The sequence below is a fragment of the Flavobacterium sp. genome (assembly GCF_036515215.1).
Classification (GTDB): Bacteria; Bacteroidota; Bacteroidia; order Flavobacteriales; family Flavobacteriaceae; genus Flavobacterium.
The window spans coordinates 1-13,275 of record NZ_DATBVQ010000081.1; the positions used below are offsets into that span (position 1 = coordinate 1).

10 protein-coding genes and 1 pseudogene are annotated in these 13,275 nt (G+C 37.1%); 6 read left to right on the top strand and 5 right to left on the bottom strand.

What is annotated here, in order from left to right; genetic code table 11:
• The 3 genes from VIH09_RS05900 to VIH09_RS05910 all read right to left on the bottom strand — a co-directional run.
• The coding region (locus VIH09_RS05900) for a glycosyltransferase (protein ID WP_331578857.1) at positions 1-882 on the bottom strand (882 nt) is incomplete at its 3' end.
• Between the two features lie 58 nt (positions 883-940).
• On the bottom strand, positions 941-3,373 hold the full coding sequence (locus VIH09_RS05905; protein WP_331578859.1) for a YfhO family protein: 2,433 nt from the start codon (positions 3,371-3,373) through the stop codon (positions 941-943).
• Positions 3,374-3,419: 46 nt separating this feature from the next.
• Entirely contained in the window at positions 3,420-3,701 is a 282-nt protein-coding gene (locus VIH09_RS05910; protein ID WP_331578861.1) for a DUF4834 family protein, read from the bottom strand.
• A gap of 122 nt (positions 3,702-3,823) precedes the next feature.
• Between VIH09_RS05910 and VIH09_RS05915 the strand changes: the two genes are divergently transcribed.
• Both VIH09_RS05915 and VIH09_RS05920 read left to right on the top strand, forming a co-directional pair.
• Positions 3,824-4,789, top strand: a complete 966-nt coding sequence (locus VIH09_RS05915) for a transporter (protein WP_331578863.1) — start codon at positions 3,824-3,826, stop codon at positions 4,787-4,789.
• Positions 4,790-4,798: 9 nt separating this feature from the next.
• A complete protein-coding gene (locus VIH09_RS05920) occupies positions 4,799-5,917 on the top strand; it encodes a GTP cyclohydrolase (protein ID WP_331578865.1) in 1,119 nt (372 codons plus the stop codon).
• A gap of 168 nt (positions 5,918-6,085) precedes the next feature.
• Here VIH09_RS05920 and VIH09_RS05925 read toward each other — a convergent pair whose 3' ends face one another.
• Positions 6,086-7,348, bottom strand: coding sequence for an aminotransferase class I/II-fold pyridoxal phosphate-dependent enzyme (locus VIH09_RS05925; protein ID WP_331578867.1), 1,263 nt, complete (start codon positions 7,346-7,348; stop codon positions 6,086-6,088).
• A gap of 237 nt (positions 7,349-7,585) precedes the next feature.
• On the opposite strand from VIH09_RS05925, the gene VIH09_RS05930 reads away from it, so the two are divergent.
• Positions 7,586-8,389 carry an NYN domain-containing protein gene (locus tag VIH09_RS05930; protein ID WP_331578869.1) on the top strand — a complete coding sequence of 268 codons (804 nt, stop codon included), beginning with the start codon at positions 7,586-7,588 and terminating at the stop codon, positions 8,387-8,389.
• Here the strand turns inward: VIH09_RS05930 and VIH09_RS05935 are convergent.
• On the bottom strand, positions 8,386-10,767 hold the full coding sequence (locus VIH09_RS05935; protein WP_331578871.1) for a hybrid sensor histidine kinase/response regulator: 2,382 nt from the start codon (positions 10,765-10,767) through the stop codon (positions 8,386-8,388). The two genes, VIH09_RS05930 and VIH09_RS05935, sit on opposite strands and share 4 nt — an antisense overlap.
• 162 nt (positions 10,768-10,929) lie before the next feature.
• Between VIH09_RS05935 and VIH09_RS05940 the strand changes: the two are divergent.
• The 3 genes and pseudogenes from VIH09_RS05940 to VIH09_RS05950 form a co-directional block, all read left to right on the top strand.
• Positions 10,930-11,304: pseudogene (locus tag VIH09_RS05940) on the top strand (FMN-binding glutamate synthase family protein); the annotation flags it as partial.
• Positions 11,305-12,282: 978 nt separating this feature from the next.
• Complete coding sequence (locus VIH09_RS05945) at positions 12,283-12,861, top strand: non-canonical purine NTP diphosphatase (RefSeq protein WP_331578875.1); 579 nt, start codon at positions 12,283-12,285, stop codon at positions 12,859-12,861.
• A gap of 204 nt (positions 12,862-13,065) precedes the next feature.
• The coding region (locus tag VIH09_RS05950; RefSeq protein WP_331578877.1) for a DEAD/DEAH box helicase at positions 13,066-13,275 on the top strand (210 nt) is incomplete at its 3' end.

A 13,275-nucleotide genomic window follows, 5' to 3' on the forward strand; every position in this document is an offset into this window, starting at 1 on the left:
AACCTCATGACTAACGGCACCAATCAATTTGATCTCCAGGTGGTTTTTAAAATCGGGAATTTCATTAATTAATTCGACTAAGCTTTCCCATAAGATCGTGGGGTTCCTTTCGGAAAGAAAAGAACCAATATGCGCCAAACTGAATTTGGAATCCAAGTCTTGTTTCTCAATGTTCTCAACGTCGTAACCATTGGTTATTACCTCAATTGGCCTGCTTGTAATCACCTCAAATTCGGATTTTGTGGTTTTACTGGTTACAATGATAGTGTCTGCCATATTCAGCACTTTATGCTCTAAAAACTTATGCTTTTTGGCAGCATAGCTGGATAGCCTCAGGGATTTGTGGTAGCCTATTGTGGTCCACGGATCCCTAAAATCGGCTATCCATTTAATGTTTAACTTTTGTTTTAGTTCCAGTCCTATAAGATGCAAACTATGTGGCGGACCGGATGTAACTATAGTACCAATATTATTTTCGACAATATACTTCTCCAAAAAACGAACCGAAGGTTTGACCCAAAAAACACGCGCGTCGGGAATAAAAAGATTCCCGCGAATCAAAAGAAAAAGCTTGTCTAAAAAAGATTGCTTTTTTTTATTTGGTATAATACCCGAGCTTATCTTTCTAGTTTTGTTTTTAGAAAAAAAAGAAGCCAGTTGATATGGTTCGAATATTTTTTGTTTCAGAATAATTGCCTTATCCGATACTTCTTTAACCAAATTTTCATCCACGATTGGATAGGTAGGATTTTCCGGTATATAAACGACGGGCTGAATTCCGAAATCAGGTAAATATTTCACAAATTTCAACCAACGTTGAACCCCTGGACCACCAGCGGGTGGCCAATAATAGGTTATGATTAGCAATTTCTTTGATTCCAAAATTCAAGGTTTAAGGTTCAAGGTTTCGAAACCCAAAAAGGTCGATATTAAAAAAACTTTAAATTTTAGACTTTAAACTTTTTTTCCTTTCATAATAAATTCCACCTACCAGTAGCAACAGCATCCCGGCAGCGCTGATCAATGTTATGATGCTTCCCGTTTTTACGACTTGCGGTTCAAATTTGAATTCAATGGTATGTTCACCTCCCGGAACTATTAATGCTCTCAATACATAATCCACAGGAAAATGATGTGTTTTCAGTCCATCAATGTAAGCATTCCAGCCGTTTTCATAATAAATTTCCGAAAAAACTGCCAATCCCTCATTTGGGTTATTGGAAACATATTTTATGTAATTTGGCTTATACTCCTTAATTTTTATGGTTCCTGTTGTGTCCAGATTTCTTTTTAATCGGGCATTTTTAAATTTACCACCATAAAGTTGAATATTAAAAATCGCGACTTTTTTAGTGTCAAAACTACCCAACATTTTCATTTCGTCATTGGCTTTGTTGACCAATTTGACGTCATTTACAAACCAAGCATTCCCATTAGCGTTTGGATTCAAAGTCGGAAATTCTTTCCCTTCCTTATCCGTTTGGATGATGTACTTAACATTCAACATGTTTAAAACCTCCATATTGTTTTTGGCAATCTGGTAATCGAACAATTGTTGCATCCTTCTCGGTTTCGCAGCATGATATCCACCAATTGATTTGTGAAAAAAAGATGCTCTAGCACTAGAAAAGTTTCCGCTCACTTCAAAAACGCGATAAATGGATGTGTCTTTTAGAATTTCCACATCCGAAGGAGTCTCCTGAAAAGGCATTGACACTTCTCTCCCACTCACAAAATCTTTTGCAGAAACATAATTTTTATCGACGAAGAATAAATCGGCAACCATAAATAAACCTACAAGAATAATCGCCGTGTTTTGAGCGATTTTATTTTTTATAAACAACCACAATGTCCCCGAAACCAGCAAAATAAAAAAACCTGAACGTAACAAATCAGCGCTGTACAGGCTCATTCTGTCCCCTTTTAGTGCTTCAACAAATTCAGGCCCATAACTGTCTAGATAATAAGCATCATTGGCTCCTGAAAAACTGAACATACTTTTGCTGAAAAACAAAACCACAATAAGCCCCAAAGCTACAGCACCGGCATGCCAGAGTGCTTTCCATCTTAGTTCCTTATCTAATTTAAAAAAGGATTGCAAACCCATAATGGCCAAAACGGGAAAACACAATTCCAGTATCACTTGTATGGACGAAACAGCCCTGAATTTATTGTACATGGGCACGTAATCGATAAAAAAATCTGTCAGAATTGGAAAATTTTTACCCCATGACAGCAACAATGCCGTGATAGCTCCCGAAAGAAAAACATACTTAATTTTTCGTTCATCAATAAATAATGCCAAAATCCCCAAAAAGAAGACAACAATACCAATATAAGCAGGTGCGGCCACAATGGGCTGATCGCCCCAATAGGTGGGCATTCCGCTAACAAAATCACTGGCCTGATCAGCCGGTACCCCTTTCCCTATCATGAACTCGTACATCTTACTGTCCGTTCCTACCGCTTCATGATTTGACCCTCCAAAAAGTCGCGGAGCAACCAAATTAAGGCTTTCCGCCACGCCATAACTGTATTCCGTGATATAATCTCGAGTCATTGCACTGGAATTGGTGTTTTTGGAACCATCCGGATTATAGCTCAACTCACTTTTCCCTCTGGTGCTAAAACTTGCATATTCTGCCGTAGCCAAAAGATTGGTGGCATTGGCTCCAATGGCAAGAATTCCTGCTATGGCCAACACCCCTAAAGATTTGAAAAGCGATTTACTGTCTTTCTTTTTAATGTCCTGATATATAAAATAACCCGAAAGAATCAATAAGAATATCAATAAATAGTAGGTCATCTGAAAGTGATTTGCATTAATCTCCAAGGCCGTGGCAAACATCGTCAGTAAGCCTCCGAGAACGTATTTTTTCCTAAAAACCAATGTAAAACCGGCAATAACAAGAGGCATATAGGCAATGGCATGCGCTTTGGCGTTATGCCCAACACCCAATATAATTATCAAATAGGTGGAAAAACCAAATGCCAAGGCACCGAAAAATGCTTTCAGCGGATCTACTTTCAGTACTAGCATCAAGCCATAAAACCCAAGGAAGTACAAAAACAAATAATCTGCAGGACGCGGCAAGAATCGCAAAGCATCATCAATAGCGCCTATAAAGTCGTGTGGATACTTGGCGCCCAATTGGTAAGTTGGCATTCCCCCAAAGGCTGAATTTGTCCAATAAGGCTCCACATGCTCCGAAGCTCTAAAGTCATTTTGCTCCTTAGCCATACCGGTATACTGGGCAATATCAGATTGAAAAATCTGCTTGCCTTGTAATACAGGATAAAAATAAAGGAGAGAAATGAATACAAAACCAAAAATGGCAAGTGCGTGCGGGTAAATTTTTTTTAATATCTTCAATTTTCGAGAGTTTTTTTATAATGAAACGATGCAAACTACGACAAATTTAATCTATTTCTTCGTAATCGACATATTCTCCTACTTTTTTAGTTTCTCGAGGGTTTTTATCGTTTTTTGTATTAAAAATTACCTCATCGTTCGATCGTGTTTTGTCCCATGAAGTACCTTGTGTGCGTTGCTGCTGTTGTTGGAAATTTTCTCCAGCTTTTTGCACTACTTTTTTAACCAGTAATGGCAAAAACAATTTGGCCAAAAACTTAAATATATAGTAGAAAGCTAGTATGTAAAACAATGTTTTTATAAAACCCGTAAAAGAGGCAGTTTGCATAATTTAATAATTTTTCCCAAAATTAATAAATCCTGCGTTCAAAATTAAACTATCATTCTTAAATAAATAATAAATTATAGTACATTTGAAAAGCGCTATTAATTTTAAAATCAAAAAATAATATGACAAAACTTAAAATCACATTACTTTTTGCTCTAATTATTATACCAAGCATTCATTACGGGCAGCATACAGACCAGATCAACTCTAACAGGCCCGGGGAAACCATGTCGGCTTTTGCGGTAGGGAAAAATGTTATTCAAGCCGAAACAGGAATCTATGGCATTAAAGAAAACCACCGATTGCTAGGGTACGATGCCAATGGTATCGGATTAGACTTCACCTTAAGATGGGGCTTGTTTATGGAAAGATTAGAATTGATAGCCGATCTCCAATACCAAAACGAAAAATTCACAACTCCCTACAGCAGCATCAATAAATCCGCATTAAAACAAACCGTTTTAGGAGCTAAATTTTTGATTTATGACCCTTTTAAAAATTATGAGAAAAAAGTAAATATCTACAGTTGGAAAGCAAATCGCACCTTCAATTGGCACCAATTACTTCCCGCAGTTTCTATATTTGCGGGTGCCAATTTTACAATGGCGGATAACCCATACTATTTTTCCCAAAATGCAGATATTACCCCAAAAATCATGTTGATTACACAAAACCATTTGGGAGACGGGACCTGGGTTTTCGTGACCAACATTATTGCTGATTACGTCGGTACCGATTATCCAAGTTACGGTTACGTTGTTACTTTGACCAAAGGATTCAATGCCAAATGGTCCGGTTTTTTGGAAAACCAAGGATTTAAAAGTGATTTCTACAGCGATGCCATTCTTCGCGGTGGTGCCGCCTATTTATTGAATCCCGACATGCAAATTGACGCGTCAATAAGTACCAATTTTAAGGATACTCCAACAGTTCTTTATGGCGGCGTAGGATTCTCTTGGCGCTATGATGCCAACTATAAGGAAGTAAGAATGAGCCTTGACAATGGAGGCGGCAAAAAATCAAAGGCACAAAAAAAAGTAGAAAAGAAAAATAAAAAACGCAAAGAACAACTAGAAAATACATTATAAAATTTCACAATGATTACAATTAAAGAAGCCATTACCAAAAAAGAATTAACGGACTACATAAAATTCCCTTTCTCGCTTTACAAAGACAACGAATTCTGGGTGCCGCCGATCATTGCCGATGAATTGGAATCTTTTGATAAAGAAAAAAACCCTGCTTTCGATAATGCCGAAGCTTCCTTTTACATGGCATACAGAGGTGACAAAATGGTAGGTAGAATCGCAGCGATCATCAATTGGGGCGAAGTAAACAATCAACAAAAAAAGAAAGTGCGTTTCGGATGGTTTGACGCAGTCGACGATATTGAAGTGACTAAAACTTTGCTTGAAAAAGTCTATGAATTGGGTCGGAAAAATAAATTGGAATATGTTGAAGGCCCGATGGGATTCTCTAATCTGGACAAAGTGGGAGTTCTCACCGAGGGTTTCGATCAGCTGGGAACTATGGTTACCTGGTACAATCATCCCTACTACGCTGCCCATTTTGAGCAATTGGGATATGTTACCGAAAAGGAATACATAGAGAGCAAATTCCCTTTTTCTAACGTAAAACCTGAATTTTTCGAAAAAGCGAATGATTTAGTTAAAAGAAGGTACCAGTTAAGCCCGTTAAATTTCAAGACGACCAAAGAAGTGATGCCGCATGTGGATAAGATGTTTGATTTATTCAATGAATCTTACGCTTCCCTGTCTTCTTTTGTAGCCATTACAGATAAAGAAAAAGAATATTTCAAGAAAAAATACATCAGCTTAATCAATCCCGAATACATCAAGTTTGTAGAGGACAAAGACCACAATATAGTGGCATTTAGCATCGTTATGCCGTCGTTTTCCAAAGCATTGCAAAAAGCAAAAGGAAAATTATTCCCTTTCGGCTTCATTCACTTATTGAAAGCGAAAAATCAAAGTAAGGATATGATTTTCTACTTGATCGGTGTACATCCAAATTTTCAAAACAAAGCGGTTACCGCAATCATTTTTAACGAATACTACCACACTTTCAAAGAAAAGGGCGTCGTAAACTGTTTCAGAACACCGGAACTGGCAGACAATCTTGCCAGCATCAATTTATGGAAACATTTTGCACCAGAAGTTTATTGCAGAAGAAAGACTTTCAAAAAAGAACTTTAAAAAAGGAGTGGTCAGTGGGGTCAGTTTTTTTTAGTGATCAGTTTCAGAATAACACACCCAAACCTGAGAAAAATGTCGGGTTTAATTTAAACGAAAAAATCCATCAGCCGCAGCTGATGGATTTTCTTTATATAATTTCGAGCCTATCAGTAAAAACTGATTGCTAAACTATGCGTCTAAATCAACAGTAGTTCTTGATGCAATTTCCTTATAGGTTCCGTTTTCCAGTTTCTCACGAATCGCCTCAAAAGCAACTAGTGTTTCATCAATATCAGATAACGTATGTGAAGTAGTAGGAATCATTCTCAACAGGATAATTCCTTTTGGAATCACTGGATAGATTACGATCGATAAGAAAATACCGTAGTTTTCTCTTAAATCATTTACCATTATCATAGCTTCAGGCACACTTCCCTCAAGATAAACGGGTGTAACACAGGTATTAGTATCCCCAATATTGAAATTTCTCGAACGCAATCCACTTTGCAATGCATTTACGTTTTCCCAAAGTTTGTCTTTCAATTCCGGGTGATTACGCAACAATTCCAAACGTTTCAATGAACCGATTGTCTGAATCATAGGTAACGATTTGGCAAACATTTGAGAACGCATGTTGTATTTAAGGTAATCAATAATGTCCTTGTCGGCTGCTACAAATGCACCGATGTTAGCCATTGATTTTGCAAAAGTCGAAAAATAAACATCAATATCATCCTGAACACCTTGCTCCTCACCTGCTCCGGCACCTGTTTTTCCAAGTGTTCCAAAACCATGTGCATCATCTACAAGCAAACGGAAATTGTATTTTTGCTTCATCGCAACAATCTCTTTCAATTTTCCTTGTTGTCCTCGCATTCCAAAAACACCTTCAGTAATAAAAAGTATACCTCCGCCATTCTCATCGGCTAATTTTGTAGCACGTTGCAGGTTTTTTTCCATGCTTGCAATATCATTATGACGATACGTAAAACGTTTCCCCATGTGCAAACGAACACCATCAATAATACATGCATGTGCATCTACATCGTATACAATCACATCATTTTTTGTAACCAAAGCGTCAATGATAGACACCATTCCTTGGTAACCAAAATTTAATAAATAAGCCGATTCTTTCATTACAAAAGCAGCCAATTCTTCCTCTAGTTGCTCATGGTATTTGGTTTGTCCACTCATCATTCGGGCTCCCATTGGGTAAGCCGCTCCATATTGAATTGCTGCATCCGTATCCGCTTTTCTCACCTCAGGATGATTCGCTAAACCTAAATAGTCATTCAAACTCCAGTTCAAAATATCTTTTCCACCAAACTGCATTCTTGGACCCAACTCACCTTCTAATTTAGGAAAAACGAAATAGCCTTCAGCCTGTGAAGCCCATTTTCCCAATGGTCCTTTATTGTTTTGAATCCTTTCGAATAAATCTTTTACCATAATATATTTAAGTAATAATTTTAACTTTAAGAAGTTGCAAAAATAAAAATTTATATTTTATAAAGGGATTTAAAGTAAATTTATTTTTCTGGGCATCTCTTTTTGGCTATCGGGAGCTATTCCCGCTCTACACTATATCCGCACAAAAAAGCGCGGGATGCCGTTTCGATCAGGGCTAAAAAGTCGTTTTCATCAATAAACTTTGTACCTTTGAATAAATAAATCAATTATTAATTTATGGCACAAGACACAAAAGAACTAAAATTAGCCGTTCTGATAGATGCAGACAATGTTCCTTACAGTAACGTAAAAGGAATGATGGAAGAGATCGCTAAATTTGGAACACCCACAACCAAACGTATTTACGCCGATTGGACGAAACCAAACGCTGGTGGCTGGAAAGGCGTCTTATTGGAGCATGCCATTACTCCTATCCAGCAATACAGTTATACGGTAGGTAAAAACTCTTCTGATTCAGCGATGATTATTGATGCCATGGATTTATTATATTCTGATAAAGTAGATGGATTTTGCATCGTTTCCAGCGACAGTGACTTTACCCGTTTAGCGATACGTCTTCGAGAATCTGGTATGAAAGTCATCGGAATAGGCGAACAAAAAACACCCAATTCGTTCATCGTGGCCTGTGACAGGTTCGTTTATATTGAAGTTTTAGATGGTCACATTAAGAAAAAGAAGCCAAAAAGAACTACTGCAACTGAAACAAAAAAAGTAATTGACAAGAACCCTTCGAAAGTTGTAGAAAAAATAACGCCAAAACCCCTCAATAAAGTTGACGAACCAACAATTGATCTTATCGAAGATTCTATAGACGACATTGCCGACGATAGCGGCTGGGCATTCCTTGGTGATGTGGGAAACCTGATCGTCAAGAAAAAACCGGAATTTGACCCCAGAAATTATGGCTTTCCGAAACTGACACCGATGCTGAAATCATTGACAGACATTCTTGAAATCGACGAAAGGGATTCAGACAAGAAAGGAATTAAACATGTCTATGTGCGCTTGCGCTATACTTAGACTAAATTTTTTATGGCTTGAAACAAAATTTCCTTATTAATCGGCTTGGTTAGATAATGGTTCATTCCTATTTCGGCTACTCGTGACTTAGTGCTTTCCATAACATCAGCTGTCAGGGCAATAATGGGAATGTCTGCGTTATCCTTACCCACTTCACCGTTTCTTATTGCAATCGTCGCCTCATAACCGTCCATAACTGGCATTTGGAGATCCATCAGAACCACATCGATGGTGTTCGTTTTAAAAGCATCCAGTCCCTCCTGACCATTATTTGCATATACAACGTTGGTATTCAGCCATTTTTTAGTCACCATTTTGATCACCATCTGATTCATCGGATTATCCTCTACCACCAGAATCGTTTTCCCGCCTAAATCAAACACGACTGGCTCCGGTGAAACGGTTTTAAGCTTTTGCTGTTCTATGATATCAAAATCGATTGTGATTGTGCAGCTCGTCCCTTTCCCAACGTAACTGTTCATTGAGATTGTTCCGTTTTGCATGTCCACCAAAGTCTTTACCATATATAGCCCCAATCCCAGCCCGCCGAATTTTCTCTTGTTGTCAATGCTATTTTGGGAAAAGGAATCAAAAATACTGTCTAATTTCTCTTTCGGGATTCCCACACCTGAATCAGACACTGCTATTATTAAACTGGCGCGATTGTCCGCTTTGATTTGAGTTTCAATTTCAAATTTCACAAACCCTTCCGAAGTAAATTTAATGGCATTACTCAACACGTTATTGATCACTTGGGTCAATCTGGTTTCATCCCCCTTCAACACATCAGGAAAGCCGTCCCGTTTTGAAAAATGAAATTCAAGCCCTTTGTCCTTGGCCCTAATTTCGGCGCTCCTTCTTACTCTTTCTACAAGCTGCAGCGGGCTGAAAGGCGCATTCTCTAATTTCAATTCGTTTTTCTCGATTTTAGAGAAGTCCAAAATATCGTTTACGGAACTCAACAAGCCGTGTGACGAATATTTAATCACCTGGCAATTTTTTTTAATTTTCTCGTCTTCTACTTCACTGGAAATCGAATCTATCAAATTCATGATGGCGTTCAATGGCGTTCGCAATTCGTGACTGATATTAGATAAAAAATACGTCTTCAAGTCGTTCATTTCTTCCGAACGAACCAAAGCAATACGATTCAGTTCATTTTTTTCGTTTTTAAGATTCCTGATCAGATTAGACATGGATAGCGACAGAAAAATAACCTCTAATCCTGTCCCAAGCTTGGAACTGTTTTGCGTTAAAAAACTATGAGGCAACAACCCAAAATTATACAATATAAACACCCCAAAACCCAAAATTAGAAATAGAATTCCAGCGGTAAAAAAAGAATCTACCGGTTTTCTATGATAATAGAGGTAAATTATTGAATACACAATCAGAATTAAGAACACCAAGCTAAGTACGTTAATGACAACATAGCATATCAACAAAAGGGAAGGAATAAAAATCACGCATAATAGCAATGACATAAGAAGCGCATAAGCGATATTAAACAATAGATAGATATTTTTGCCGTACTTTTTTATATTCAAAAACACTTCGCTGTATTTACCCGATAGAAAAACCGCAACTATCGCGATTAGCAATACCGCTTTGTTTGAAAACCATCCGCCAGAGGGAGTCACGAACTCATAAAAGAAACCATCTAAAGCAAATTGCAATAAACCTACAAAAACGACATACAAGCTGTAGTATAAAAAGGTAATTTCCTTTAATGCAAAGAAGAAGAAAAAGTAAATAATTGCTACAATTGCCAAAACCCCGTAAAAGAGCCCAAAAATAAGTTGTTCAAAAGAATCCGTTGCTATAAGACTCTCCGCAGAATATAAATTTACCGGCAGTCTTAGATTTTCACCATCGCTTCTTAAATGCAAAAACAATTTCAGCTTTGCCTTAGGTTGGATATCAATTTTAAAAAGTGTTTTGCGATTACCGTATGTTCTTTTTGAAAAAGGCATATTATCTCCACTTATAGCCTTGGTGATAGTACCCGAAGTTTCATCTATCGTGTATAATTCAACCAAGTCTGTTATGGGACGGGCCGTTTCAAGATAGTAATGCAAATCAAGACCCGTTGTGTTCTGAAGTTCTATTTTTGCCCAAAAATTATTTTGGGTAAAGCCCAAATCATCATTCTCGCTTTTTAGTGCGCTGGGCTTCAAGGATTCGAAATTAGCCATTACATATTGGATGTCTAAATCACTTGGCCCCACATCTGCCACCGTTGTATAGTCATGCAGAGATTTTTTTTCAGGCAATGCATTGCGCTGAAAAACATACTGCGAATAGGAATTCGTAAAAATCAACATAAAAAACAAAATCTTTATGAAATTAAAATATGTACGGCGTTTACTTGTTTTCATGCTTGTCCTTTGCTATTTAACTATTTACGTTAAAAAATCTCATTCGGTTTTAACAGCTATTTTACTGTGCGAAATATAAAGTTAATTTTTTCCTTTTTTTAGCTTTAAAGTAAAAATGACACCATATTCTTTCTAATTCAGTTGAAAATAAATATTTTCAACATGAGAAAAAATTTTTTTGCTTTTGGACTTGCAGCTTTCGTGTTATCCTTGGCAATCCATTTCTATTTTAATACTGGCCCTATCGTACATTCCGTTATAGCCGTTTTGTTGGTTATCGGATTTACTAATACTTTACAACGCAGGCATGCCATTCTTATAAATTTTCCTGTCCTGGGATACTTCAGGTGCCTTTTTGAGGCGATAGCTCCCGAGATTCAGCAATATTTCATCGAAAGGACTACCGATAACAGACCGTTTTCCAGAAACGAGCGTTCGTTTGCCTATGAAAGAGCTAAAAATATTGACGCCACAACCCCTTTTGGAACACAACTGGACATCAACCAATCCAATTACGAAGGAATCAGGCACTCCGTTTAAGTACTAAAATGTATTGGCCATAAAAAAAGGAGGGCTTTAGAAGCCCTCCAGTTGTAAGTTCTGATTTACCATTATCAACTCATACTTAAAACAGTATAGCTGATTATTGCGTTATCGATCTTATGTGAAGATTGACAGACACAAGTAATTAATCAAAACCACATCCCAAAGATACGATTCCCGTTCGCAAAAACAACCGAAAATTATGATTTTAACCAATGATTAACTCAATCAAACTGGGACTTTACGCCATTTTCACCTTTACTTCGAACTGTTTGATTTTCAACATTACTTTGCCAGTTTTTTTAAATATTCCATAAATACATTAAAAAAAAGCAAACCCCTTAGCTGGTGATTGCAATAAAAAGGAGGCCTTTTTACAGGCCTCCAATTATAGACTTTGGTTCATCATTCTCAACTTATACCTTACGATACAACTGACTATCAAATACGCTTCTCTTTTCAGATGGCCATATTTAAAAACAAACCAAAACCATACCCAAAGATACGATTAACATTTTGTCAATTTACTGATTTTCAGTATTTAACCAATATTTAACTCCTGTTTTTAATTCTAATTTATTTTAACAAACAAAAAAAAGGAGGCCCTTTTACGGACCTCCAATCATAGACTTTGGTTTATCATTTTCAACTTATACCTTACGATACAACTGATTATCAAATACGCTTCTCCTCGCAGATGGCCATATTCAAAAACAAACCAAAACCATACCCAAAGATACAATTAATAATACAACAAAATACTGTAAATCAATTGATTAACTAATTATTAGCACTTTTTCATAACCTATTGTAATAGGCTTAATTTCTTGACCTAAATAAGAAGCAATCACTTTAATTTAGTGATATATTTTGACAATCCCGAAAATTCAATTATTATTGGATCTATTCTCTCATACATATATGTGAACAGCTAAAAAATGTATATTTGCAACGGCACTTAAATCCAAAAAAATGCAATTAGTTTTCGCTTCCAACAATAAAAACAAAATCAAAGAAATCCAGCAAATTCTCCCTCAGTCGATAACAATCCTCAGCCTCGAGGACATCGGATGCCACGAAGAAATCCCGGAAACTTCAAATACCATAGAAGGAAACGCTATTCTGAAAGCTAATTATGTGACACAAAAGTACGGTTACGACTGTTTTGCTGATGACACAGGGTTGGAAGTGGAAGCCTTGAATGGCCAACCGGGCGTTTACTCTGCCAGGTACGCCGGGGAGCAATGTGATTCCGACGAAAACATGAATAAACTGCTGAACGCACTAGGCGGAAAAACCAATAGAAAGGCACAATTCAAAACGGTGATCGCTTTAAACAGCCATGGCAAACAACATCTTTTTACCGGAATTGCAGGGGGCAGGATCACTATGGAAAAATCTGGGAACCATGGCTTTGGTTACGACCCTATTTTCCAGCCGGAGGGATATCAGGCAACTTTTGCGGAAATGGACTCAGCGCTAAAAAACACAATCAGCCATAGGGCGATTGCAACCGGAAAATTGGTAGCCTTTTTGAAAAACGAAAAATAATCGTCGCCATTTCAATACTTTTTGACTAAAACTACAGATTAGATTCCATTATTTCTAGCCGAAAATCTAAATTAAGGGCGTAATCTATTCGATTAGGAATATAACTTTCTGATAATCAAATGATATTAAAACATTAAAACTTAAAATAGCATTAGTTTATGTCGATATTTTAGAGTACTTTTGCACCCTATTTTAAAAATACATATGAATAAATTTGAACAATTAGGATTGAGTGAATCGTTACTGAAGGCGATTTTAGATCTAGGATTTGAGAATCCGACCGAAGTACAGGAGAAAGCGATTCCCCTATTATTGGAAAAAGACACAGATATGGTTGCGTTGGCTCAGACAGGGACAGGGAAAACGGCAGCATTTGGTTTTCCAGTTATCCAAAAAATTGATGCCAACAACAGA

Bases quoted from the DNA above. Each gene is read 5' to 3' on its own strand.
- VIH09_RS05910 (WP_331578861.1), bottom strand. From the start codon at position 3,701: ATGCAAACTGCCTCTTTTACGGGTTTTATAAAAACATTGTTTTACATA.
- VIH09_RS05915 (WP_331578863.1), top strand. From the start codon at position 3,824: ATGACAAAACTTAAAATCACATTACTTTTTGCTCTAATTATTATACCA.
- VIH09_RS05920 (WP_331578865.1), top strand. From the start codon at position 4,799: ATGATTACAATTAAAGAAGCCATTACCAAAAAAGAATTAACGGACTAC.
- VIH09_RS05925 (WP_331578867.1), bottom strand. From the start codon at position 7,348: ATGGTAAAAGATTTATTCGAAAGGATTCAAAACAATAAAGGACCATTG.
- VIH09_RS05930 (WP_331578869.1), top strand. From the start codon at position 7,586: ATGGCACAAGACACAAAAGAACTAAAATTAGCCGTTCTGATAGATGCA.
- VIH09_RS05935 (WP_331578871.1), bottom strand. From the start codon at position 10,767: ATGAAAACAAGTAAACGCCGTACATATTTTAATTTCATAAAGATTTTG.
- VIH09_RS05945 (WP_331578875.1), top strand. From the start codon at position 12,283: ATGCAATTAGTTTTCGCTTCCAACAATAAAAACAAAATCAAAGAAATC.